General features: G+C 62.6%; 24 protein-coding genes and 1 pseudogene. 20 read left to right on the top strand and 5 right to left on the bottom strand.

The features are described from left to right. Window positions 1-141 precede the first annotated feature (141 nt). The 14 genes and pseudogenes from PV773_RS24060 to PV773_RS23995 all read left to right on the top strand — a co-directional run. Window positions 142-290 (top strand): annotated as a pseudogene (locus PV773_RS24060) (VOC family protein); the annotation flags it as partial. Window positions 291-571: 281 nt separating this feature from the next. Then, entirely contained in the window at window positions 572-1,198 is a 627-nt protein-coding gene (gene traI / locus PV773_RS24055) for an acyl-homoserine-lactone synthase TraI (RefSeq protein ID WP_347968799.1), read from the top strand. A 3-nt stretch (window positions 1,199-1,201) separates the two neighbouring features. Continuing rightward, window positions 1,202-2,173 carry a P-type conjugative transfer ATPase TrbB gene (gene trbB / locus PV773_RS24050; RefSeq protein WP_347968798.1) on the top strand — a complete coding sequence of 324 codons (972 nt, stop codon included), beginning with the start codon at window positions 1,202-1,204 and terminating at the stop codon, window positions 2,171-2,173. Beyond that, window positions 2,163-2,549 (top strand): TrbC/VirB2 family protein, encoded by a 387-nt coding sequence (locus PV773_RS24045; RefSeq protein ID WP_347968797.1) that lies wholly within the window; start codon window positions 2,163-2,165, stop codon window positions 2,547-2,549. The genes trbB and PV773_RS24045 overlap by 11 nt, the downstream gene beginning before the upstream one ends. Then, a complete protein-coding gene (locus PV773_RS24040) occupies window positions 2,542-2,841 on the top strand; it encodes a conjugal transfer protein TrbD (RefSeq protein WP_347968796.1) in 300 nt (99 codons plus the stop codon). Before PV773_RS24045 ends, PV773_RS24040 begins: the two co-directional genes overlap by 8 nt. A gap of 10 nt (window positions 2,842-2,851) precedes the next feature. Continuing rightward, window positions 2,852-5,308: a conjugal transfer protein TrbE gene (locus PV773_RS24035; RefSeq protein WP_347968795.1), complete on the top strand. Its 2,457-nt coding sequence runs from the start codon at window positions 2,852-2,854 to the stop codon at window positions 5,306-5,308. Further along, window positions 5,280-6,080 (top strand): P-type conjugative transfer protein TrbJ, encoded by an 801-nt coding sequence (gene trbJ / locus PV773_RS24030; protein WP_347968794.1) that lies wholly within the window; start codon window positions 5,280-5,282, stop codon window positions 6,078-6,080. The genes PV773_RS24035 and trbJ overlap by 29 nt, the downstream gene beginning before the upstream one ends. After that, complete coding sequence (trbK, locus tag PV773_RS24025; protein ID WP_347968793.1) at window positions 6,077-6,280, top strand: entry exclusion protein TrbK; 204 nt, start codon at window positions 6,077-6,079, stop codon at window positions 6,278-6,280. The genes trbJ and trbK overlap by 4 nt, the downstream gene beginning before the upstream one ends. After that, window positions 6,274-7,455 (top strand): P-type conjugative transfer protein TrbL, encoded by a 1,182-nt coding sequence (gene trbL, locus PV773_RS24020; RefSeq protein ID WP_347968792.1) that lies wholly within the window; start codon window positions 6,274-6,276, stop codon window positions 7,453-7,455. The genes trbK and trbL overlap by 7 nt, the downstream gene beginning before the upstream one ends. Window positions 7,456-7,472: 17 nt before the next feature. Then, entirely contained in the window at window positions 7,473-8,135 is a 663-nt protein-coding gene (locus tag PV773_RS24015; protein ID WP_347968791.1) for a conjugal transfer protein TrbF, read from the top strand. A 16-nt stretch (window positions 8,136-8,151) separates the two neighbouring features. Further along, window positions 8,152-8,964 carry a P-type conjugative transfer protein TrbG gene (gene trbG, locus PV773_RS24010; protein ID WP_347968790.1) on the top strand — a complete coding sequence of 271 codons (813 nt, stop codon included), beginning with the start codon at window positions 8,152-8,154 and terminating at the stop codon, window positions 8,962-8,964. 3 nt (window positions 8,965-8,967) lie between these two features. Then, the gene (gene trbH, locus PV773_RS24005; protein WP_347968789.1) at window positions 8,968-9,405 is read left to right on the top strand and encodes a conjugal transfer protein TrbH; all 438 of its coding nucleotides are present in this window, start codon (window positions 8,968-8,970) and stop codon (window positions 9,403-9,405) included. Between the two features lie 11 nt (window positions 9,406-9,416). After that, window positions 9,417-10,718: an IncP-type conjugal transfer protein TrbI gene (trbI, locus tag PV773_RS24000; RefSeq protein ID WP_347968788.1), complete on the top strand. Its 1,302-nt coding sequence runs from the start codon at window positions 9,417-9,419 to the stop codon at window positions 10,716-10,718. Between the two features lie 214 nt (window positions 10,719-10,932). After that, window positions 10,933-11,634: an autoinducer binding domain-containing protein gene (locus tag PV773_RS23995; RefSeq protein ID WP_347968787.1), complete on the top strand. Its 702-nt coding sequence runs from the start codon at window positions 10,933-10,935 to the stop codon at window positions 11,632-11,634. A gap of 4 nt (window positions 11,635-11,638) precedes the next feature. On the opposite strand, the gene PV773_RS23990 is transcribed toward PV773_RS23995, so the two are convergent. Next, entirely contained in the window at window positions 11,639-11,932 is a 294-nt protein-coding gene (locus PV773_RS23990; protein ID WP_347968786.1) for a transcriptional repressor TraM, read from the bottom strand. Window positions 11,933-12,152: 220 nt separating this feature from the next. Here PV773_RS23990 and PV773_RS23985 point away from each other — a divergent pair, with 220 nt between their 5' ends. The 3 genes from PV773_RS23985 to PV773_RS23975 all read left to right on the top strand — a co-directional run bounded on the left by PV773_RS23985 (window position 12,153) and on the right by PV773_RS23975 (window position 13,531). After that, window positions 12,153-12,401: a helix-turn-helix transcriptional regulator gene (locus PV773_RS23985; RefSeq protein ID WP_347968785.1), complete on the top strand. Its 249-nt coding sequence runs from the start codon at window positions 12,153-12,155 to the stop codon at window positions 12,399-12,401. 123 nt (window positions 12,402-12,524) lie between these two features. Beyond that, a complete protein-coding gene (locus PV773_RS23980) occupies window positions 12,525-13,148 on the top strand; it encodes a DUF433 domain-containing protein (protein ID WP_347968784.1) in 624 nt (207 codons plus the stop codon). Between the two features lie 5 nt (window positions 13,149-13,153). After that, the gene (locus tag PV773_RS23975) at window positions 13,154-13,531 is read left to right on the top strand and encodes a DUF5615 family PIN-like protein (protein ID WP_347968783.1); all 378 of its coding nucleotides are present in this window, start codon (window positions 13,154-13,156) and stop codon (window positions 13,529-13,531) included. Window positions 13,532-13,539: 8 nt separating this feature from the next. Here PV773_RS23975 and PV773_RS23970 read toward each other — a convergent pair whose 3' ends face one another. The 4 genes from PV773_RS23970 to traA are packed head-to-tail and all read right to left on the bottom strand — an operon-like array spanning window position 13,540 to window position 19,199. Beyond that, a complete protein-coding gene (locus PV773_RS23970; protein ID WP_347968782.1) occupies window positions 13,540-14,157 on the bottom strand; it encodes a TraH family protein in 618 nt (205 codons plus the stop codon). A 14-nt stretch (window positions 14,158-14,171) separates the two neighbouring features. After that, window positions 14,172-15,335, bottom strand: coding sequence for a conjugal transfer protein TraB (locus PV773_RS23965; protein ID WP_347968781.1), 1,164 nt, complete (start codon window positions 15,333-15,335; stop codon window positions 14,172-14,174). Next, a complete protein-coding gene (traF, locus tag PV773_RS23960) occupies window positions 15,325-15,891 on the bottom strand; it encodes a conjugative transfer signal peptidase TraF (RefSeq protein WP_347968780.1) in 567 nt (188 codons plus the stop codon). Before traF ends, PV773_RS23965 begins: the two co-directional genes overlap by 11 nt. Next, complete coding sequence (gene traA, locus PV773_RS23955; protein WP_347968779.1) at window positions 15,888-19,199, bottom strand: Ti-type conjugative transfer relaxase TraA; 3,312 nt, start codon at window positions 19,197-19,199, stop codon at window positions 15,888-15,890. Before traA ends, traF begins: the two co-directional genes overlap by 4 nt. A gap of 254 nt (window positions 19,200-19,453) precedes the next feature. Here traA and traC point away from each other — a divergent pair, with 254 nt between their 5' ends. Genes traC through traG form a run of 3 tightly spaced genes read left to right on the top strand, consistent with a single transcriptional unit; the run spans window position 19,454 to window position 21,852 of the window. Continuing rightward, window positions 19,454-19,741 carry a conjugal transfer protein TraC gene (gene traC, locus PV773_RS23950; protein ID WP_347968778.1) on the top strand — a complete coding sequence of 96 codons (288 nt, stop codon included), beginning with the start codon at window positions 19,454-19,456 and terminating at the stop codon, window positions 19,739-19,741. 4 nt (window positions 19,742-19,745) lie between these two features. Beyond that, complete coding sequence (locus tag PV773_RS23945; protein ID WP_347968777.1) at window positions 19,746-19,961, top strand: type IV conjugative transfer system coupling protein TraD; 216 nt, start codon at window positions 19,746-19,748, stop codon at window positions 19,959-19,961. Further along, window positions 19,948-21,852: a Ti-type conjugative transfer system protein TraG gene (gene traG / locus PV773_RS23940; protein ID WP_347968776.1), complete on the top strand. Its 1,905-nt coding sequence runs from the start codon at window positions 19,948-19,950 to the stop codon at window positions 21,850-21,852. Before PV773_RS23945 ends, traG begins: the two co-directional genes overlap by 14 nt. The last annotated feature ends 223 nt before the right edge of the window (window positions 21,853-22,075 follow it).

Raw genomic sequence — 22,075 nt, 5'->3', positions numbered from 1 at the left:
ATGAGGCGTTGCTCACGGACGCGAGATGGCATGAGCGCATTCTATGTTCATGGTGCACCGGTGAGGCTGACCCTCTACCGCCCCCAAGGTGCGGGGGAAACCCTCGGTCCGAATTGGCTTCAAAAGCGAAAAAGGCAAGCAATGGCAATTGCCGAGAACATAATCTGCCGGTGGTCGACAAGGGCGCCGAGGCTGCAGCCCGCTTCTATGCCGAGACCTTTCCTAACAGCTCGGTGAGTGCCGTGCACCGTGCTCCCAGCGACTACCCATCTGGCAAGAGGGGCGACATGTTTGCGATGGGAAATAGGGTTAACAAGTCCTCCATGAGCTCTGTCGCGCTGTCACAACTCCAGAGGCACGCTGCTATCCTGTTGTTTCGCTGATGATTTCGCCGCGCTCTGGCCGGCACGCGTTCGGCGTTTACCAACCCTTTTGTTAGAGTTCGCCCGCTTCGTGAAGGCGCTCGGCGTAGCGGGTGCGCAGCGAATTTCACTAACACTTTTGCGAGTAGATCGCCCGCCAGACTGACGGCAAACCACCCTGCGTCTCAAACGCCAGGGAGATTTGCTCGATGCGTGTCACCGCTATTTCGAAGCTCCGAACTGCCTCGGAAACCAGGATCATCGACGAAATGCACCGCTTGCGGGCGCGCATTTTCCAGGGCCGCCTTTCGTGGAACGTCCGCTGCGTTTCCGGCCGCGAGTATGACGAATTTGACGACCTCGAGCCGACCTACATCATCACGCTCTCGGATAGCGACGCCGTCATCGGCTGTGCGCGTCTTCTTCCGGCCATCGGCTCGACGATGCTGGGCACACTGTTTCCACAGCTCCTCCACGGCGCCCAACTTCCCGCGCACCGGCGCATGATCGAAAGCTCCCGTTTCTGCGTCGATACCGGCTGTGAGGAGGGTAGGGCGGAAGGACCGTTGCACACCGCCACGCTCACCATGTTCGCCGGAATCGTCGAGTGGTGCATGGCAAATAGCTACACCGAGATCGCCACCGCGACAGACGTGCGGTTTGAACGGATCCTGAAGCGCGCCGGATGGCCGATGCGGCGTCTTGGCGAACCCACCATGATCAACGAGACGCGCAGCGTAGCCGGGATCCTCCCGGCCGATGCGGAAAGTTTCGAGCGGCTGCGACCGGCCGGCTATCACTCGACGCCCCCCGTCCTCCAGCACAGGGCGGCCTGAACCATGATGTCCTCTCAACATCGCTCCCTTCCGCGCCTTGTCAGCAAGCTGCAAAACGCACTCGGGGATCATCTTTGTGTCGCGCTCGACGACCCCAGCGTCGTCGAGATCATGCTGAATCCCGATGGCAAACTCTTCATCGAGCGGTTGGGGCACGGAATCACCGCCGCCGGTGAGATGACGCGCTCGGCCGCCGAGACGGTGATTGGCAGTGTCGCACACGTCCTCAATTCCGAGGTCGACGAAGAGCGGCCTATCGTATCCGGTGAGCTGCCGATTGGCGGGCACCGATTCGAGGGCCTGCTGCCGCCGGTGGTCGCGGGACCGTCGTTCACAATTCGGCGCCGCGCCTCACGGCTCATTCCTCTCGACGACTATCTCAGCATCAAGTGCATGACGCCGTGCCAGGCGTCGGTAATCCGTAGCGCGATCGCCTCTAGGCTGAACATCGTCGTGGCTGGCGGAACCGGCTCGGGCAAGACGACGCTGACAAACGCAATCCTCGCAGAGATCGTTGTGCACGCGCCGGAGGACCGCCTCGTCATTCTTGAGGATACGGCCGAGATCCAGTGCGCCGCGGAAAATGCCGTCTGCCTCCACACCAGCGACACCGTCGACATGTCCCGGTTGCTGAAGAGCACGATGAGGCTGCGCCCTGATCGCATCATCGTCGGTGAGGTGCGTGACGGTGCAGCCCTGACGCTCCTCAAGGCCTGGAACACCGGCCATCCCGGCGGGGTCGCGACCATTCACTCTAACTCGGCGCGGGCGGCGCTCCAGCGTCTCGAACAGCTGACGGCGGAAGCCTGCCAGCAGCCGATGCAGGCGGTCATCGGCGATGCCGTCGACCTGATCATTTTCATCGAACGCACGCCGAAGGGCCGGCGCGTGACCGAGATCCTTCATGTCAGCCGCTTCGCCGGCGGCCAGTACCACATCGAACCCTATGCAGAGGATGAACGCGATGCAGCGTAACCGGAACCCCTTTACCCTTGGCTGCCTCGTTGCACTCGGCGCGATCGTGGTCGCGTCGCCGGCGCTGGCAGGCTCCGCCGGTGGTGGCCTGCCGTGGGAGGGGCCGCTGGAGCAGATCCAGGAATCGATTACGGGGCCGGTCGCCGGGTACATCGCGCTTGCCGCGGTGGCAATCGCCGGCGGGATGCTGATCTTCGGCGGCGAGCTGAACGATTTCGCGCGGCGGCTGATGTATGTGGTCCTCGTCGCGGGTATTTTGCTCGGCGCGACGCAGATCGTTGGCCTGTTCGGTGCAACTGGCGCCTCGATCGGAGCGCCCGAGGAGCAAGCGGAAACGAACCCGGTCACCGGAGGAGGGGAGGGGGCTCATGGCTGAGTCCCTTTCCAGCCTGCAACGCAACCGTATCCACCGCGCTTTGTCCCGGCCGAACCTGTTGATGGGTGCGGACCGGGAGCTGGTGCTGATCACCGGACTTGCCGCCGTCATCCTGATCTTCGTCGTGCTGACCGTCTATTCGGCACTCTTTGGGATCGCCGTCTGGGTTACAATCGTCGGCGCGCTACGCATGATGGCCAAGTCCGATCCGCTGATGCGCAAGGTCTACATCCGGCACATCTCCTACAAGCCGTACTACAAGGCGACGACGTCGCCCTGGCGCCGGTACTGAGGAGGCGCCGATGGTCGCTCTTCGTCGTTTCCGCGCCGCCGGCCCGTCCTTCGCCGATCTGGTCCCCTATGCCGGTCTGGTCGACAATGGCGTGCTTCTCTTGAAGGACGGCAGCCTCATGGCCGGCTGGTATTTCGCAGGTCCGGACGCCGAAAGTGCTACGGACCTCGAACGCAATGAGCTGTCGCGCCAGATCAATGCGATCCTTTCGCGCCTTGGCAGCGGTTGGATGATCCAGGTGGAAGCCGTTCGGATTCCGACCGTCGACTACCCATCCCAGGATCGCTGCTTCTTCCCCGATCCGGTCACGCGGGCGATCGACGCGGAGCGCCGGGCGCACTTCGAGCGCGAGCAGGGGCACTTCGAGAGCCGCCACGCACTTATCCTCACCTACCAGCCGCTCGAGTCGAAGAAGACGGCGCTCAGCAGATACATCTATTCGGACGAGGAAAGCCGGAAGAAGTCCTATGCGGACACCGTGCTTTTCATTTTCAGGAACGGGATCCGCGAGATCGAGCAATATCTCGCCAACACGCTTTCGATCCGGCGCATGGAAACGCGCGAAACCTCCGAGCGGGGAGGGGAGCGCGTTGCCCGCTATGACGAGCTGCTGCAGTTCGTGCGCTTTTGCATTACCGGAGAAAACCATCCGATCCGGTTGCCCGACGTGCCGATGTATCTCGACTGGATCGCCACGGCTGAGCTTCAGCACGGCCTGACGTCGAAGATCGAGAACAGGTTTCTCGGCGTCGTCGCCATCGACGGCCTGCCGGCGGAGAGCTGGCCGGGCATCCTCAACAGCCTCGACCTGATGCCGCTGACCTATCGCTGGTCGTCGCGGTTCATTTTCCTCGATGCGGAAGAGGCGCGGCAGAAGCTGGAGCGGACGCGCAAGAAATGGCAGCAGAAGGTGCGGCCGTTCTTTGATCAGCTGTTCCAGACGCATTCCCGCTCGGTCGACCAGGACGCCTTGACGATGGTGGCGGAAACCGAGGACGCTATCGCGCAGGCATCCTCCCAACTGGTCGCCTATGGCTACTACACCCCGGTCGTCATCCTGTTCGACGACGACCGCGAAGCGCTCCAGGAAAAGGCCGAGGCCATCCGCCGGCTGGTGCAGGCGGAAGGCTTCGGGGCGCGCATCGAGACGTTGAACGCGACCGATGCCTATCTCGGCAGCCTGCCCGGCAACTGGTACTGCAATGTCCGCGAACCTCTGATCAACACGAGCAATCTCTCCGACCTCATTCCGCTGAACTCGGTCTGGTCAGGAAGCCCGGTGGCGCCATGCCCCTTCTATCCGCCGGAGTCCCCGCCGCTGATGCAGGTCGCGAGCGGTTCGACGCCGTTCCGGCTAAACCTGCATGTCGATGACGTCGGCCATACCCTGATCTTCGGCCCGACCGGCTCTGGCAAATCGACCTTGCTCGCCCTGATCGCGGCGCAATTCCGCCGCTACAGCCAAGCGCAGGTCTTCGCTTTCGACAAGGGCAACTCCCTCTATCCGCTGACGCTGGCCGCGGGCGGCGATCACTATGAAATCGGTGGCGAGACGGAAGAGCAGGGGAGGGCGCTTGCCTTCTGCCCACTCGCCGAACTTTCGACAGACGGCGACCGGGCTTGGGCGAGCGAATGGATCGAGATGCTGGTGGCTTTGCAGGGCGTGACGATCACACCCGACCACCGCAATGCCATCTCCCGCCAGATCGGCCTCATGGCAAACGCACCGGGCCGCTCGCTTTCCGATTTCGTCTCGGGCGTACAGATGCGGGAAATCAAGGATGCGCTGCGTCACTACACCGTCGACGGTCCGATGGGCCAGCTCCTCGATGCGGAACAGGACGGATTGTCGCTCGGCGCCTTCCAGTGCTTCGAGATCGAGCAGCTGATGAATATGGGCGAGCGGAACCTGGTGCCGGTCCTGACCTACCTGTTCCGCCGGATCGAGAAGCGCCTCGACGGTGCGCCGAGCCTCATCGTCCTCGACGAAGCCTGGCTGATGCTCGGGCATCCTGTCTTCCGCAGCAAGATCCGCGAATGGCTCAAAGTCCTCCGCAAGGCCAATTGCGCGGTGGTGCTGGCGACACAGTCGATTTCGGACGCCGAACGGTCTGGCATCATCGACGTTCTCAAGGAATCCTGCCCGACCAAGATCTGCCTGCCCAACGGCGCGGCGCGTGAACCGGGCACGCGGGAATTCTACGAGCAGATCGGCTTCAACGAACGCCAGATCGAGATCGTCTCCACCGCCATTCCGAAGCGCGAATACTACGTCGCCACACCGGAAGGCCGGCGGCTCTTCGACATGTCACTCGGTCCGGTCGCCCTGAGTTTCGTTGGCGCGTCCGGCAAGGAAGACCTGAAGCGCGTCCGGGCGCTCAAATCCGAACACGGCCAAGCCTGGCCGGTCCATTGGCTTCAATCGAGAGGAGTTTCCGATGCCACGTCGCTGCTCGACAACGAATAGATGGTTTCTCGCTACGGCTCTGGTGACAGGTGCCACGATTACAGTGCCGGCGCATGCTGGAACCGCGACCGGCGCCGCGACCGAGTGGACGCAGCTCGCCAACAATGCGCAGCTGGTCGATCTCCTCAAGAGTTCCGGTTTGCAGGTTGACAATCAGTTGACCCAGATCGGCCAGCTGGCCGAGCAGATCCAGAACCAGCTCAAGATGTACGAGAATATGCTGCAAAACACCGCGCAGCTTCCACAGCACATCTGGGGGCAGGTCGAGCGCGATCTGGATCAACTCCGTGGCGTCGTCAATCAAGGACAGGGCATCGCCTTCTCGATGGGCAATGCCGACGACGTGCTGCAGCAGCGGTTCAAGAGCTATGCCGATCTCAAAGAGAACCTACCGAACAAGGAGAACTTCTCGTCGGCCTACCAGACCTGGTCCGACACGAACCGGGATACGATCGCAAGCACGCTCAACGCCGCCAGCCTCACGGCCGACCAGTTCGACACCGAGGAAAGCACAATGGAGAAGCTGCGCGGCATGTCCCAGAGCGCCGACGGCCAGATGAAGGCCTTGCAGGTCGGCCACCAGATCGCCGCGCAACAGGTCGCGCAGATGCAGAAGCTGCGCGGCCTCGTCTCGCAGCAGATGACGATGATGGGAACCTGGCTCCAGACCGAACAGACCGATAAGGATCTTGCGCAGGCGCGGCGCGAAAAGTTCTTCAACGCCGAGGTCAAATCCATTCCTGAAGGCCAGAAGATGGAACCGCGCTGGTGAACCGCCCCGTTATCATCTTCGGATTGCTGGCCGCTATTGCTGCGCTTTCGGCGACAACTGCCGTGGTGATTATCAACCTCGGGGAGACCGACAAGCGGACGTTGACAGAGGAGCAGCGCGCGGCACGCGAGAAATTCTTCGGGTCGGGCAAGGAGTTGCCGCCGATCGAGAAAGGACAGGAGATGCGTCCCAGATGGTGAAACCCGAACTTGAGCGCATTTTCCTGATCGCGGGGCTATTGAGCTTCACGCTCGCCGTGCCTGCTTTCGCTCAACAGGGCCAGGTGTTGACGGAGTTGGAGAACCAGGTTTCGACAGCGGCGAAGGGGTGGGAAACCACCATCATCGACGCGGCAAGATCCTTGTTCTGGATTCTGGCCGGCATCGAGGTCGCCATTGCGGCAGTATGGCTCGCAATCCAGGCCGCATCGCTCGACAGCTGGTTCGCCGAACTGGTCCGGCGGATCATGTTCATCGGCTTTTTTGCCTTCGTTCTCGATCAGGGGCCGACTTTTGCGCGGGCTGTGGTCGACAGCCTCTTCCAGATCGGCGCTGGCGGCGGCTCAGCTTCACCCGCCGAGGTATTCGACGCCGGCATCCGCGTCGCGTCCCAAATGTCGCAGCAGGCACAGTTCGGAGTGTTCGAGGACAATGCCCTTGCGATCGCCGCCGTTCTTGCCATGGGCGTCGTCGTCATTTGCTTCTCCCTCGTTGCCGCGATCTTCGTCAGCGTCATGGTCGAGATGTATATCGGACTGCTCGCGGGCATGATCATGCTCGGTCTCGGCGGCTCTTCGTTTACCAAGGACTTCGCCGTCCGGTATCTGGTCTATGCCTTTGGCGTCGGCATGAAGCTCATGGCGCTCGTCATGATCTCGCGCATCGGCTCGGAAGTTCTCATCGGATTGGCGCAGGCGCCCACGGCAGAATCCGATCAATTCATCACCACCCTCGCGATTGCGGGGATTTCGGTCGTCGTCTTCATCATTGCGATGTACGTCCCCGGCATCATGCAGGGTGTCGTGCAGGGCGCATCAGTCACCGGCGGCATGGAGACGATCCGACACGGTGGCCAGGCAGGGTCCGTCGCTGCGGGCGCGGCATTCCTCGCGGCCGGCGCCGCGGGTGCGGGTGCCGCGGCGGCCCAAGCGGCGCGGGCCGCGGGCTCGTCCGTAGCGGGTGCTGCCGCACGCGGCGTTGGTGCGGGCCTCAGCGCCGGCGCGAAAGCGGCCGGCTCGGCGGCAAAGGAAAAGGCGATCGGCTCGCCCGGCGCCTATGCCGGTTCGATCCTTGGCCTCGCCAACGCCAAACTCGACGAGAAGCGCAGCGGCAGCAGCGGCGCGAAGCCTCTCCCCGAACGCAACGACAAACCATAAGAAGAAGAGATTGATCGATGGCCGCAGACCGCGCCCCCGAAAACCCTTACCTTGCCGCCCGCCAGGAATGGTCCGAGCGCTACGGCTCCTATGTCCAGTCGGCGCGGGCATGGCGCATCGTCGGAATCCTCGGACTGACCATGGCCGTGATCGGCTTCAGCTACGCCATGTATCTCAGCACCCAGGTCAAGCTGGTCCCCTATATCGTCGAGGTCGACAAACTCGGCACCTCCGTTACCGTCGGCTTCCCCGAACAGATCGAATATGCCGATGCCCGCGTGGTGCGCGCGACGCTCGGCAACTTCGTGACCAGTTTCCGGTCGATCACGCCGGATGCCGTGGTCCAGAAGCAATACATCGACCGGACCTATGCGCTGCTCAGGACATCCGACCCGTCGACGCAGAAGATCAATTCCTGGTTCCGCGGCAATTCGCCGTTCGAGAAAGCGAAGACTTCGACGGTCGCCATCGAGGTCAACAACATCGTGGCGCTGTCGAACCAGACCTACCAGGTCGACTGGACCGAATATGAGCGGGACCGGCAGGGCAAGGAAACCGGAACCAGGCGTTTCCGCGGGATCGCCACTGTGACAGTGACCGCGCCGCAGGACGAGGCGACAATTCGGCTCAATCCGATCGGCCTCTATGTCCGCGATTTCGACTGGACGGCACAGCTCTAAGGGCAGGGAAAATCACATGCGAAAAACAGGATCGATCGCGGCCGCAGGCTGCATGGCCGCACTCGTCTTTACGACCGGCGCCTTCGGGCAGGGCATGACCACGAACGAGGTCAAAGGCACGAACATTTCTGGGAAATGGCGCGGCACACCCGGCCTTGTCGGCAAAGGTCCGGACGGAAAGGTCGTGTTCCTGTTCGGCGAGACCCAGCCCTCGGTCGTTTGCTCGCCGCTTCAGGTCTGCGACATCGAATTGCAAGGCGGCGAGATCGTCCGCGACGTGCTGGTCGGCGACACGGTGCGCTGGAAGGTGGAACCCGCCACCTCCGGCGCCGCCGGCGGCCAGGCCATCCACCTTATCGTCAAGCCATCCGAAGCCGGCCTCGTGACCTCGATGGTCATCACGACCTCGCGGCGGACCTACCATATCCAGCTCAAGTCCCATCCGAGCCGGTATATGGCGCGCGTCGGCTTCGAGTATCCGGAAGACGTCTCCACCAAACTTGCCGACATCAATGCGCGGCTTGAAACCGGCGGCATCCCCGGTTCCGCGCCCGACAAGTTGAACTTCTCCTACTCGGTCAGCGGCAGCGCATCCTGGAAGCCGAAGCGGGTCTATTCGGACGGCATGAAGACCTACATCCAGTTTCCCCGCTCAATCGCCGGGCAGGACGCGCCGGTGTTGTTTGTCGTCAGTGGCGGCCAGAACCGCGTCGTCAACTACCGGATGAAGCACGACATGATGATCGTCGACTATGCGGTCGACAAGGCGATCCTCGTGTCGGGCGTCGGCTGGCGCCAGCAGAAGATCACCATACGGCGGGGAGGCTGACTGATGCGCGCGATCCTTCCTCTTCTCTTCGCCGCCGGCCTCATCGCCGGTTGCCAGACGGTCGACGACACCCTTGCCACCAGTTCGACGCCGGCCACGGTCACCGGACCGGCCGCAAGCGCCATTGCCGGCGAAATGGCGAGCCGGCTTGCTGAGCAGATCGGGACGGCGGGCACCACGACGATCAAAATGGACAAGGGCACGTCAGAGTTCGCGGTCGCGCTCGAGGCTGCGCTGAAGGGCTGGGGCTATAGCGTCGTGACGGATGGGAAGCTCGAAAAGGGCGTGAAACCCGTCGAGCTTGTCTACGGGATCGACAGTGTCGACGGCCAGATCCTTGCCCGCCTCTCCACGCCCTCGCTCGCCCTCGGCCGCGCCTATACGGCGACATCCGGGGGTGCTGCGCCGGCGAGCCCACTTTCCATCATGCAGCGGAATTGACGGAGGGGAACATGGTCCAGTCGCTCCAGCTCGGAACGGCCGCTCAATCCGACAACAGCAAGGACATGCGGCGCCTCAATCGGCTCCCGATCATCGTGGCGATCGTCATCATCGTCCTGTTCCTCGGCGTGGTCGTGATCGGCCTTTCCTGGCGCGGTCTGCCCTTCAACCGGAGCAACGACCTCGACAGTGCCTCGAATGCGCCGGCCTCGAGCTTTGGCGACAAGCTCAAGCAAGGTGTGCCGGACGGTATCATCGGGGAGCCGGAACAGCGGGAGGTGTTTCAGCCGACGCCCGTTATCCAGCAGAAGGAGGAAAAGGAAACGCCCGCCGAGCTGCCGGGGAGAGCCGAACGGGAAGAACGCCGACCGCGGCTCGAGTCCGAAGAGGAATGGCTGGCTCGCCTGAAGCGGGAGCAGGACGAGCAGTATGTTCGCGAGCGCCACCGCCAGCAAATGGCGCGGCTGCAGGCGCGGGCCGGCGCGCTGGATTCGCCCCTCAAGGTCGACATCTCCGATCTGGAGCGAAATAACTCGAACACGACGGCGACGAACCGCCAAAATCTGGCCGCCAACCCGAGCAGCGCGTCCGATCTCTATACCGCCGCCATGAAGTCTGGGCTCCTCGGCCAGAACGTCGATCCGAACGGCCAGACCTCGAAGGAAGATTTCTTCAATCAGGACATCAAGGATCTCGGCTATCTTCCGAACCAGGTCGTGCCGCAGTTTTCCCCTTACGAGCTGAAGCGCGGCTCGGTGATCCCGGCCACCCTGATCACCGGCCTCAATTCCGATCTACCCGGCCGCATCACCGCTCAGGTCAGCCAGAACGTCTATGACAGCGCCACCGGCTATCGCCTGCTCATTCCGCAGGGCGCCAAGCTCTTCGGCCGCTACGACTCCAAGGTCTCCTTCGGCCAGAGCCGCGTCCTCGTCGTGTGGACGGACCTGATTTTCCCGAACGGTTCGACCCTCCAGATCGGCGGCATGGCGGGTACGGATGCCGAAGGATATGGCGGCTTCAAGGACAAGCTCGACCGCCATCTCTTTCGGACATTCGGCTCGGCGGCGCTCGTCGCGATCATCGGCACGGGCATCGACATGTCCATGCCGGAGAGCTCGACGCTGGCCACACAGGACACCGCATCCGATGCGGCGCGGCGCAACTTTGCCGAGTCGTTCGGTCGCGTGGCGGAGCAGACGATCGCGAAGAACCTCAACGTGCAGCCGACGGTCCGCATCCGCCCCGGCTACAAGTTCAACGTTCTCGTCGATCAGGACATCATCTTCCCGGCGGTTTACGCCGTGCGTTAGTGCGAAACCTGCACACAACCTGCCCTGGTTGAGCGATTTCGCTAACCCACAATTATATGTGGGTAAAAGTGCCATTGAATTGTCATCTTTCGGATTGACGAAGCTCCGCGCCCTCGCAAATCGCTGTCGGATAAACGCCGCGTGTTTTTCGACTCGCGAGTATCGTTGACGACAGCATTGCTGTGTTCATTCCCTCGGCGGTGGAGGTGTTGAATTGAACCAATGGTTCGAGCGACTGACTGAACAAATTACGCTCGCGCAGGATGACGTCTCGGTTAAGGCGACACTTCAAAGACTGACCTGCGAGGCAGGCTTTAACGTCTTTGCCTATCTCAATTTGCAAGCGGAGACGCAGACGGCCATCTCCAACTATCCGAAAGAGTGGCAGATCCGATATTTCGACAGGGGCTATGCCCTCATCGACCCGGTCGTGCTCAACGCGAGGTCTCGTGCCGAAGCATTCGTCTGGTCGAACATCACGACGCCACGGATGAGCAAGGAACGACGCGCTTTTTACGGCGAGGCGGCGGAGTTCGGCATTCGCTCGGGCATCTCCGTCCCGATCAAGACCGGGTTCGGTCGCATGGCGATGCTGACCCTGGCATCGAGCGAGGCGAGCTTTGCCGAGGAACATGACCTCAACCCTGTCATGGCTGCGGCGTCGTTCGGTCAGGTGCATTCCCGCATGGAGGTCATGCGGATGCGGCCGACGCGCCGAACCAACATTCAGATGAAAGCGGACGAGCTGACGTGCCTGAGATGGTCCGCCGAAGGCAAATCGATGAAGGACATCGCCGTCATCGAGAATACGACTTACTCCAATGTTGCCTTCTTCATTCGCAACGCGAAGGCAGCACTCGGCGTATCATCATTGCCGCAGGCCACCGCACTGGCCAAGGAGCTTGGCCTGATCTGAAAATTCAATGCGGCGTCTTCTTCGGCATCTCGGGTATGTAGCCGAGAATGTCGAGAAGGGTCGATACGACCGTCTGCTGCGCATGCACGGCAATCATCGCCGAGATATAGGCCCGGTTCGTTTCGGTTTTCGCGTCCCCGGCCGGCTGCGGCTCCAGGATTGCCTCGAGCCCGATGGCGTCGTCGCGCAGGCGACGATGCTTTTCGATCTCCTCGACGACGAACCGCTCGATCTCCCTTGGCTCCAGACCATTCGTGAGACCGATGAGCGGCCGCAGGACTAATTTGTTTTCCGACACGATACCTCAAGCCCGCCTATCGAACTGGTCAATGTACGTGCGCCACATGCGCACGCCATCCGTCTCAGTCAGCGATCAAAGTCGATACCTGAATTCGAAACAAACCACCACGTGACTCTGGAGGCTTGTTTGCAATGAATGAGAACGCATGGCCCCTCTTAGCGACCATGTAGAGAATACTCCGTGGTGAAATACTCTTCAACCCGCTGCTCTCTCCAGAATGGAGATCCGGGAACTTTTCGCGCAAAATCTCAGAGCCGCCCGACAACACAAAGGTCTGTCGCAGGAGGAGCTTGCCCATCGCGCCGAAATCGATCGGACGTATGTAAGCTCTTTGGAACGCTGCATCTATGGAGCAAGCATCGACGTCGTGGATCGGCTCGCGACAGTGCTGGGCATTGAAGCATGGGAATTGCTCCAGCCTCGACAGGAGCGGCAGCTTTCCGCGGACCCAAAATCGGACGAGTAGCGCGGAACGATCCGGTTTCACCTATCCTCGTCCCCAAAGGAGTGGCCGGAGCAAATGGCGGCCGCTCGTTACATATTGAGATTTGTGCGCGCGTAATATATATTCTCCGCAAGGAGAATGATTATGTCAGCAGCCCTTCGCGAGTACACGCCCACTGAGGCGGCCGCCGTGAGCGGGATCGGCATCAAGTCGGTCCACAATGCCATCGACAAACAGATCATCGGAAGCCGCTTTGCCAGTCACCGGAATCGCGTGATCACGGATGACGATCTGCTTCGCCTGAAGCTTTGGTACGGTGTCGGATCGATCCTTTCGGCCGAACGCCGAAAACGCCTCTTCGACGCCATCGACGAAAATCCTGGCGCCGACACGGTCAGGGCAGATGACTATCTGATCGTCGATGTCGCACGTGCAAGAGAACAACTCGCGGCTCGTGCCGATGCTCTTAGCGAAGCCGATAATCTCATCCATAGGTCCAAGGGTGTGCTTGGCGGCGAACCGGTGTTCAAGGGTACGCGCGTTCCTGTGCGGACGATTGCCGCCATGAAGGCCCAGGGCGCAACAACCGAGGAAATCGTCGATGGGTATCCTGCACTCAAGGCGCATATGGTCCAGCTTGCAGAGATTTGGGCTGCTGCCCATCCCGCCCGGGGGCGACCGAAAAGGCTTGCAGATCAGGGGTTGAGGGTTAAATCAAGCAAGAGTTTATCTTTTTCAAGCGATAGCGCACCGAAGAGACCGGATTAGCCGGCGTGAAATTCCTCATCGATGAATGCCTCCACACATCCCTCGTGGCCGTGGCGCAAGAACGCGGCCACGATTGCTCTCATGTCAATTGGCTGGGCCTGGGCGGCGAGACTGATTGGGACCTGATGCCTCGGATCGTGGCCGAGGACTTTACATTCGTGACCAACAACGCTCGCGACTTTCGAAAACTCTACGCGAGAGAGGAATTGCACGCCGGCCTCATCATCATCGTACCGCAGGTGCTTCCCGCACTACAGCGGGAGCTCTTTGCCGCAATCGTTGACGAACTTGGCAACGATGGCGAAATCGTAAACGAGGTCATCGAAGTGACGATCGATGACGGCGTGACAGTCTTGACACGTTACGCGCTGCCAGACGTTTGATCGAAACTCTACTTTCCGTTGATCCGCGACAGGTCGATTCGTATTTCGGAGTTTCCGGTGCGCGTTCCGGAGGACCGTTTCTCCTGGTCCTCGGCCATGTCTTCGGCCGTCTTTTCCGGCTCCGGATTTTCAGACGTGCGCGCCACATCCGGCGCTTTCCAATTCGTTCCGGGATCTAGCGCCTGAAATACGCTCTCGCCCTCGAACTCCCCGGTCTTCCACGAATAGACGGCATCTTCGAAGATCTGCGGCAACACTTCGCTCTCCGTAGGATTACCATACCATTTGGCAACGATACGCATGACCTTGGAGAACATCGTCGTACCCATGCGCAGGTTCTCGCAAGGATCGATGAGATCGGCTCTCAGCTCGGACGCATCCGTCATTCCAACGCCGGCGGGGAACTGCGTCAGCCCGACGCGAACGACCGCCCGGCCGACATTCTCACGGACGATTTCCATGGCTTCGTCGGAGGTTTTCGGTTTCGGCACGAGGATGAGCCGTCCGCCGGACTTGACGGTGATGGCGAGCGGATCGGGCGAGCCGGCCATCTCCACGAACTGTTGGACGATGGCGGGCTTGAGCGAGGGATCGGCGCATTCTTCGATCAGGGCGGCATCCAGCATAGCGGGCTCCGGACTCAGGTGTTGAAGGAAAGGACAAGAGGTTTGGCGAAGAGCTTCGCCCAGGCGACCGCGCTCGCGCGCTGGATGGCGACGATGGAAGTACCGGCTGTCCACCATCCGTTGCCGACGGCGACGATGATGTCGGGACCACCCAGCATCGACTGCAGGACCGGCCAAACGATGAGCTGCTCGTAGCAGATCAGCGGTGCGATTCTCGTCGACCCGACTTCGACCACCGGATTGGCAAAGAAGTGGGCGCGAGCGCCACCGCCGCCGCCAAGCCAGGAGCGCCATGGTTGCCACATCGAGCCGGGGACCGGCATGCGCTCGCGATAGAGGATCTTGCTGCCGTCCCTGCCGATCGCGACGAGGACATTGTCATAGCCGCCGGCGTCAACCACTGCGGCCCCGGCGATGACCGTGGCATTGCTATCGCGGACGGTACTGACCCAAAGGCGCTCGACAGTCGGCGTCCAGAAGCCGAGCGCGCTCTCGGGGAGGACAACCTGCCGAACGCCGTCGCTCGCCGCGCCACTCACCGTGGCAATCTGGTCACGCTGGCGCTGAAGACCAGCCTCCCGACCTAGGGAAGCACCCATCGCCAGATCGACGCCGCGCCATGTCTCGGGTACTTTGGGATCGGTCCACGAAGCGGCGGACCAAAGCCAAAAGCCTCCCAAGGCAAGCGCGACAGCCGGTCCCAATCGGGACACGAGGCCCATGAGGCCGGCTGTCATGGCGACGAGACCGAGCCATCCCCATCCGGGAAACAGGACGCCGGCCGCGGTGATCGGTTGCGCCCAACCGGTGATCCCGAAGGGCGGAATTGCCATGAGGAGGGCGGCAGCGAGATAGCGCGCCGCGCGCCAGGTTCCCGCCCTCGACCAGAACGCGGTGTGGACGGCGACGAAGCTCGCCGACGCGGCCAGCCAGAGCAGAAGGCCGGGCCAGAGGTCGGATGCGTAGAAGGTGGCCACGCCCTGCGGCAATCCCCGTGATGCTGCCAGGAAATATCCCGCCGAAACAAGTGCGGCCGCCGGGCGGGTCGGCGCGAGGGACCAGAGCATCGGGAAAGCAATCGCGGCGGGCAGGAGAAGGACATGACCGCTCCAACCGATCCAGCCGGAAGCGACGGCTCCGCCAGCGAGCAGGGCAACGCGGGTCAGTTCACGGCGCATAGGTCAGCACCTCCTCCGCCAGACCGAGAACGCCGGAGGCGGGGATCGGACCGAAGTAGCGAGAGTCCCATGACGCGGAATAGGGAGAATGAAGAAACACGTTGCCGGCCGGGACGATCCCGCCGGCATGGGCATCAAGCGCACGCCCCTTGCCGTCCTTTGACACGACGCCGGATTCGGAGATGCGACGGCCGTCGACGCGCACATCGGTGTCAATCTCGATGCGCTGCCCCTCGATGGCGATGACCGTCTTGATCAGCGGCGCAACGCCGGCCGAGCAAAGCCCGCGCCGCAAGTATCCCCGCGCCCGCGCCTCGGCAAACTGCGCTGTCCCCGGCGGGCAGATGAAGACAAGATCGCCGACCGCGATCGGACGCTCGAGCGGGCGAACGCGCCAGAAGCCGAGCGGCTCGCTGGGCGTAAAGTTGATGTGGTATCCCGCAATGGCGCCTGCAGCAAGGATGCCCACCGAGAGGGCCAATCCGGCAAAGACAGCAGCAACGGTCCTGCGTCGATGTCGCAAGACCGATCGGCGGCAGAAGAGTGCATACGTCATTTCAGGGAAAGCCCCTTCGCTTGTGCCTGGCGACGTGCCTCGGCCTGTTTGATCGCGTCGGTGGAACGCTCATGCGCCGAAAGCCGCTGGATGGTCCGCATCGAGTTCCAGGCCGTTTGCACCTCGGCCTTCTGCGCATCGGTCATTCCTGCGGTGACGGACTTGAACGCCTCCCCGTTCGCGTCCTTCGCCGAAACGCCGAGGAAGGCGCGTTCGCCGAAACGCTCGGAGACGACCCTCGAAAATCCCTCCAGCTCCGCCTTCACCATCTTGTCGGCGAGCGCAAATTCGAGACCTGCCGGGAGATCGTTTCGGTCGATCGCGTCGCGCACCCGTTCGAGCGTCTGCTTCGCGCTCGGGGAAAGGGCTGGGATGTCGACCGAGACCTTCAGACGAACGGCGCGCTCCTCGGTCTGATGCTTGCGTTCCGCCTCGGCGCGCGCACGAAGATAGCGTTCAAGGTTTCGGGCGAGCGCCGGTGCATTGACGAGCGCGGTGTCGCGCTCCTGTCTGTCGGCGCGGCTGGCGAAGATCCCTGTCTTGCCCTTGAGAGTACCGAAGCTTTCCGGCGCGGCCGCGATCTTCGCCATGGTCGCTGTCGCAACCTTCTGATCCTTCAGCATGGCGTCGACGTTGACGGAGGCGAACGCGGCTTCGGGCTGGGCATAGACGAGATGGAAACGGGCCGAGACATCCTGCCATTGCTTCTTCAGGCTGGGATCGGCGGCGAGCCTGTCCTCGACCGTGTGCTCGAGGGATTTGGCGAAGGTGGTGATGCCGGCGACCATGGGCTTTGCCTCCTTGGCGGTGTTCGGAACGGATTGCTTGTCGCTGCCGCGGGCCAGGCCAAGTGCTGCGCCGATTGCCGCAAGCCGCGCCGCAAGATCGACCAGCTTCTGTTTCTGTCGGACCGTCCATTCGAGCCGGTCGCGGGCGATAGTCCGGGCGACATTCATGAGGTACAGACCGCGGGCTTCGGCGAAGCGAAGGGCCTGTCGATAGAACGGCGATTGCTCGTAATCGAGCGTGGTTTCCTTGGCGTACTTCCGCGACAGGATCGGGATGAGGCCGCCGGCTTTGGCGAAAGAGCGCCGGCCGTAATAGACGGCAAGATCCTCACGGTGGCGGGTCATGGCGACATAGGTGAGGTGACGATCCAGCGATAGCGTAGCGAGCACCTTCACCCGGTCGACGGTGGCGCCTTGGGCTTTATGGATCGTCGTCGCATAGCCGTGATCGACATTATTATAGAAGCGCTGCTCGACGATGATCTGCCGGCGCTGCTCGCCCTCACCGAACTCCGCGACGATGCGGCCGGGCGCGGCGTCAACGACCTTGGCTAGCATGCCGTTCTTGACGCCGAGGCTGCCCTCGTTCTTGAGGAAAACAATCTGATCGTCGGTGGCGAAGCTACGGATTCCGTCCTCGGTCTTGAAGGCAATTCCTTCGGCGACGATGCCGCGTTGGACCAGTTTGGCGCGGGCCATGCCATTGAGCATTCGCACGTCGCGACGCAGGTGCGCGAGAATGAGGCTGGTTTTCGCCGGATCGTAGTCCTGGTTCCAATCGGCAATGAGGCTTTCGACCGCTCGCGCCTTCAGCTCGCTGCCCATCATCCGGCCATGGGCGCGATAGGCATCGATCGCCTGTCCAACTTTGCCACGCGCCAGATCGAGGGAGGCGTCGCGCATCCATTGCTCGCGCTGGCGATAGATGGTTTCGAGTTCCGCATAGCCGATGCGATCGGTAATGGCGCGGAATGCGGCGCCGGCCTCGATCGGTTGAAGCTGTTCCGGATCGCCGACGAGGACGAGTTTCGCCCCGGCGCTCGTTGCCGCTTCTAAGAACAGCGCGAGCTGCCGCGACGACACCATGCCGGCCTCGTCGAGCACGAACACGGTCTTGTCGTCGAGCTGGTTGCGGCCTTCGCTCCAGCGAAGCTCCCATGACGACAACGTGCGCGAGACGATACCGGCTTCCTTCTCCAATCCTTCGGCCGCCTTGCCCGCCAGAGCGCCGCCGACGACCCGATAGCCGGCCGCCTCCCAGGCCTCGCGCGCGGCCTTCATCATCGTCGTCTTGCCCGCGCCGGCGCGGCCGATGACGGCGGCGATCCGTTCGTCTCCGGCGACGTGGGAGATGGCCGTTCTCTGCTCGTCCGACAGACGAGAATGCCGCGCGAACGTCGCCGCCAGCACCGTCTCCCGAACGCCGTGTGAGGTTCGGCCGGACAGCCAGACGGCGCGGTTGACCATCTCGGCTTCGAGCCGGATCATCTCGCGCGTCGCGTATTTCGCCGGCGACCGGACGCCGGTGGCAAAGTCGATGCGCTCGCGATCGAGGCGCAGCGTTTCCGGGCTTTGCAGGATCCGCGCCATCAGCGATCGGAACAGGCTCGCATCGTCGATATAGCGGTGCAGGATCTTCGCCACGTCGCGTTCGTCGAACACGCTCTTCTCGCGCGTGATCATCTCCAACACGATTTCCGGCCGACGCTGGATGCGGCGCGCGTTCGCAGCGCGGCGTTCCTCCTGAAGCTCGATGCGCTCCAGCGTGATCGGCTGGGCGGCGGCCGCGGATTTCCGCTCGATCGCCGTGACGCCGACGCCGAGATGGATGGTCGGCTCTACACTGATCCCCTGCTTCTCGTAGGATCGGCCATCGATGCGGATGTCGAGACCGGCGAGCGCCAGATGCTTGTTCTGGCAGACGAACCATCCGTCACGAAAGGCACTGAAGTCGTCGGTGGTTCCGGCCCACAGCTCATAGACGATCTTGCCGGCATCGTTGCGGATGGGCTTGCCGTCCGGTCCGAGGACGGCAACCTTCTTGGCGCCGAAACCGTCATCGGTCAGCGGACGCAAGGTCGTCATCAGGTGGACATGCGGATTGCCCGGTGCGTCGTGGTAGACCCAATCGGCGACGATGCCCTTAGCGGTGATGTGGCCCGCCACGAAATCCCGCATCAGGGCGATGTTCTGCGCGGCGGTCAGCTCGATCGGCAAGGCGATGGTCACGTCCTTGGCGAGCTGCGCATCGGCGCGTTTTTCGAAGGCCTCGACCTTATTCCAGAAGGCCTCCGAGGCGCCCGCGACCGAACGATCGGCGATCATGGACCGAAGCCATTCCGGCGCATCGGCCGGGATGACGAACTCCTCGTGCAGGAGCCCCTGCTTGCGGGTGTAGTCGATCGTGCGGGCTTCGCGCTCGAACTCCATCTTTGCGCAGTGGCGGTAGGCCGCCGACAGCACGGCGCTGCGGCCGGAGCCGCGAGCGACGATGCTGACGGAGAAATGAGGGACGGCCACGACGAAAGTCACTCCCGATTGCGAACGAAATCAATGTGTTCGTCGGAACCGGCAGCCCCACCAGGGCCGGGAAGCAAGGCGTCGCGCCAGCGACGTATAATTGCGCCCTTGGAAGCCGCTCCTTCGGAACGGCCGGGATGATGCTCAACGGTGTTGGCTGCGCCAACTCGCATTTCTGTTAGTAGATCGGCACGCCGATCTCGGGGACTCTCATGCCGTTCAAGAGCTGAAACGGCATGAAAGGACCAACCGGAATGAAGAAGCCCTCCTCGAAAATCCGTGACGAGATCGCCAAGCTCCAGGAGCAGTTGAAGCACGCCGAGACGCGAGAGGCGGAGCGGATCGGCCGGATCGCCCTCAAGGCTGGATTGGGCGAGATCGAGATCGATGAGATCGAACTTCTGGCGGCCTTCGAGGAACTGGCGAAACGGTTTCGCGGAGGACAGGGTGCTGCGAACGGAGGAAAGAAGGGGGCAGGCGGTGGAAACGGCTCGACGTCGCTCGCGGCTGGCGCGACTGCGGGCGGCGCTGGCGAGGCTTGAGCGCATGAACCGGGAGACGGCGTCCGATGCCCGCAAGAAGGACACGCGGGAGAAGATCGAGCTTGGCGGCCTGATCGCCAAAGCCGGGCTGCGCTACGAGAAACGCGCGCTCCTCCTCGGCGCGCTGATCGAACTACGGCAGCGCCTGAACGGTGACGCGGACGAGCGTTCGCGCCTGACCGCAATCGGCGCGGAGTCCTTCGGCAATGACGGCGAATAGACTGACGCTCATCATCGTGCCCGCCGCGCTGATGATTTTCGTCACCTTCACGACGACGGGGATGGAGCATTGGCTTTCGACGTTCGGGAAGATGGAGGCTGCTCGCCTTGCCCTCGGACGCGCGGGGATCGCGCTGCCTTACATCGCGGCGGCAGCGGTCGGCGTCATCTTCCTGTTCGCCTGCGCCGGATCGCCGAATATCAAGTTCGCCGGCGCGGGCGTCACGGCCGGCAGCGGCGTGACGATAGCGATCGCCATCGCGCGCGAGGCATTCCGCCTGATGGCGATGTCCGGCCAGGTTGAAAACGGGCAATCGCTTCTCTCCTATCTCGATCCGGCGACAATGCTCGGGGCAGGGGCGGCGGCAATGGCGGCCACCTTCGGATTGCGCGTCGCCCTGAAGGGAAACGCGGCGTTCGCTGCGCCCGAGCCGCGACGCATTCGCGGCAAGCGTGCGCTGCATGGCGAAGCGGAATGGATGAAGCTCACCGACGCGGCAAAGCTGTTTCCCGACGCCGGCGGCATCGTGATCGGCGAGCGCTACCGCGTCGACAAGGACACTGTCGCCACGCAGGCGTTTCGCGCCGATCAGGCCGACACCTGGGGCGCCGGCGGCAAGTCGCCGCTGCTGTGCTTCGACGGCTCGTTCGGCTCCAGCCATGGGATCGTCTTCGCCGGTTCGGGCGGTTTCAAAACGACGTCGGTGACGATCCCGACCGCGCTGAAATGGGGCGGCACGCTCGTCGTGCTCGATCCGTCGAACGAGGTCGCACCGATGGTTCTGGAGCATCGCGGCAAGGCGGGGCGCGATATCCATGTTCTCGATCCGAAGCGCCCGGAGACCGGCGTCAACGTGCTCGACTGGATCGGCCGGTTCGGCGGAACCAAGGAAGAGGACATCGCCGCAGTGGCATCGTGGATCATGAATGACAGCGGGCGTGCGAGCGGCGTGCGCGACGACTTCTTCCGGGCGTCCGGGTTGCAGTTGCTCACCGCGCTAATCGCGGACGTGTGCCTGTCCGGGCATACGGAAGAAAAGGATCAGACGCTGCGGCAGGTTCGCAAGAACCTCGCCGAGCCGGAACCGAAATTGCGCGAGCGGCTCCAGACGATTCATGCGAATTCGAAATCCGACTTCGTGAAGGAGAACGTCGCCGCCTTCGTCAACATGACGCCGGAAACCTTCAGCGGCGTCTACGCGAACGCCGTCAAAGAAACCCACTGGCTGTCCTACCCGAACTATGCCGCGTTGGTGTCGGGGGCGAGCTTCTCGACCGACGACCTGGCCGCTGGCACGGTCGACGTCTTCATCAACATTGATCTGAAGACCCTCGAGACGCATTCCGGCCTCGCCCGCGTCATCATCGGCTCGTTCCTCAATGCGATCTACAATCGCGATGGCGCGATGAAGGGCCGGGCGCTCTTCCTCCTCGATGAGGTAGCGCGCCTTGGCTATATGCGGATCCTTGAGACCGCCCGAGACGCCGGTCGCAAGTATGGCATCACGCTCACGTTGATCTACCAGTCGATCGGACAGATGCGCGAGACCTATGGCGGCCGCGACGCGGCGAGCAAATGGTTCGAGAGCGCGAGTTGGATCTCATTCGCGGCAATCAACGACCCGGAGACGGCCGACTACATCTCGAAACGGTGCGGCACGACGACAGTCGAGATCGACCAGGTCAGCCGCAGTTCGCAATCGAAGGGAACGTCACGAACGCGCTCCAAGCAGCTCGCCGCGCGGCCGCTGATCCAACCCCATGAAGTCCTGCGGATGCGCGCCGACGAGCAGATCGTGTTCACCGCCGGCCACCCGCCGCTTCGTTGCGGCAGAGCCATCTGGTTCCGGCGCGAGGACATGAAACCATGTGTTCGCCAAGGCCGATTTTGATCCGGCTCGACGCGCTCGACCGCGCGCGAGCGTCGCGCATGGCACCGCCTAACATCGGGTACCTGAACTTGCGGAAAAATTTGGCGCCGAGGTACCGCAGTACTTGCCGAACTACGTTATCTCTTCTTCCCGAATGAGCGAGTTTGTTAGAGTCCGTTTGGAAAGTCAGGGATGGGCATTCCGGCGTAGGAGGTTGCCGCCCATGGCGACGAGGATCATGGCC

Origin of the sequence: Mesorhizobium sp. CC13, from assembly GCF_039907765.1 — a bacterium.
GTDB lineage: Bacteria > Pseudomonadota > Alphaproteobacteria > Rhizobiales > Rhizobiaceae > Aminobacter.
The sequence above is the reverse complement of the archived record's forward strand: the minus strand, read 5'-3'. Positions and strand labels throughout refer to the sequence as shown.

What these genes read in the sequence shown, in the direction of transcription:
- PV773_RS23965 (WP_347968781.1), bottom strand. Translation starts at nt 15,335, where the DNA reads ATGCGCCGTGAACTGACCCGCGTTGCCCTGCTCGCTGGCGGAGCCGTC.
- PV773_RS23945 (WP_347968777.1), top strand. Translation starts at nt 19,746, where the DNA reads ATGAACCGGGAGACGGCGTCCGATGCCCGCAAGAAGGACACGCGGGAG.
- trbB (WP_347968798.1), top strand. Translation starts at nt 1,202, where the DNA reads ATGATGTCCTCTCAACATCGCTCCCTTCCGCGCCTTGTCAGCAAGCTG.
- traF (WP_347968780.1), bottom strand. Translation starts at nt 15,891, where the DNA reads ATGACGTATGCACTCTTCTGCCGCCGATCGGTCTTGCGACATCGACGC.
- trbH (WP_347968789.1), top strand. Translation starts at nt 8,968, where the DNA reads ATGCGCGCGATCCTTCCTCTTCTCTTCGCCGCCGGCCTCATCGCCGGT.
- PV773_RS24040 (WP_347968796.1), top strand. Translation starts at nt 2,542, where the DNA reads ATGGCTGAGTCCCTTTCCAGCCTGCAACGCAACCGTATCCACCGCGCT.
- traC (WP_347968778.1), top strand. Translation starts at nt 19,454, where the DNA reads ATGAAGAAGCCCTCCTCGAAAATCCGTGACGAGATCGCCAAGCTCCAG.
- traI (WP_347968799.1), top strand. Translation starts at nt 572, where the DNA reads ATGCGTGTCACCGCTATTTCGAAGCTCCGAACTGCCTCGGAAACCAGG.
- trbL (WP_347968792.1), top strand. Translation starts at nt 6,274, where the DNA reads ATGGTGAAACCCGAACTTGAGCGCATTTTCCTGATCGCGGGGCTATTG.
- PV773_RS24015 (WP_347968791.1), top strand. Translation starts at nt 7,473, where the DNA reads ATGGCCGCAGACCGCGCCCCCGAAAACCCTTACCTTGCCGCCCGCCAG.
- PV773_RS24045 (WP_347968797.1), top strand. Translation starts at nt 2,163, where the DNA reads ATGCAGCGTAACCGGAACCCCTTTACCCTTGGCTGCCTCGTTGCACTC.
- PV773_RS24035 (WP_347968795.1), top strand. Translation starts at nt 2,852, where the DNA reads ATGGTCGCTCTTCGTCGTTTCCGCGCCGCCGGCCCGTCCTTCGCCGAT.
- trbJ (WP_347968794.1), top strand. Translation starts at nt 5,280, where the DNA reads ATGCCACGTCGCTGCTCGACAACGAATAGATGGTTTCTCGCTACGGCT.
- PV773_RS23985 (WP_347968785.1), top strand. Translation starts at nt 12,153, where the DNA reads ATGGAGATCCGGGAACTTTTCGCGCAAAATCTCAGAGCCGCCCGACAA.
- trbI (WP_347968788.1), top strand. Translation starts at nt 9,417, where the DNA reads ATGGTCCAGTCGCTCCAGCTCGGAACGGCCGCTCAATCCGACAACAGC.
- traG (WP_347968776.1), top strand. Translation starts at nt 19,948, where the DNA reads ATGACGGCGAATAGACTGACGCTCATCATCGTGCCCGCCGCGCTGATG.
- trbG (WP_347968790.1), top strand. Translation starts at nt 8,152, where the DNA reads ATGCGAAAAACAGGATCGATCGCGGCCGCAGGCTGCATGGCCGCACTC.
- PV773_RS23970 (WP_347968782.1), bottom strand. Translation starts at nt 14,157, where the DNA reads ATGCTGGATGCCGCCCTGATCGAAGAATGCGCCGATCCCTCGCTCAAG.
- PV773_RS23980 (WP_347968784.1), top strand. Translation starts at nt 12,525, where the DNA reads ATGTCAGCAGCCCTTCGCGAGTACACGCCCACTGAGGCGGCCGCCGTG.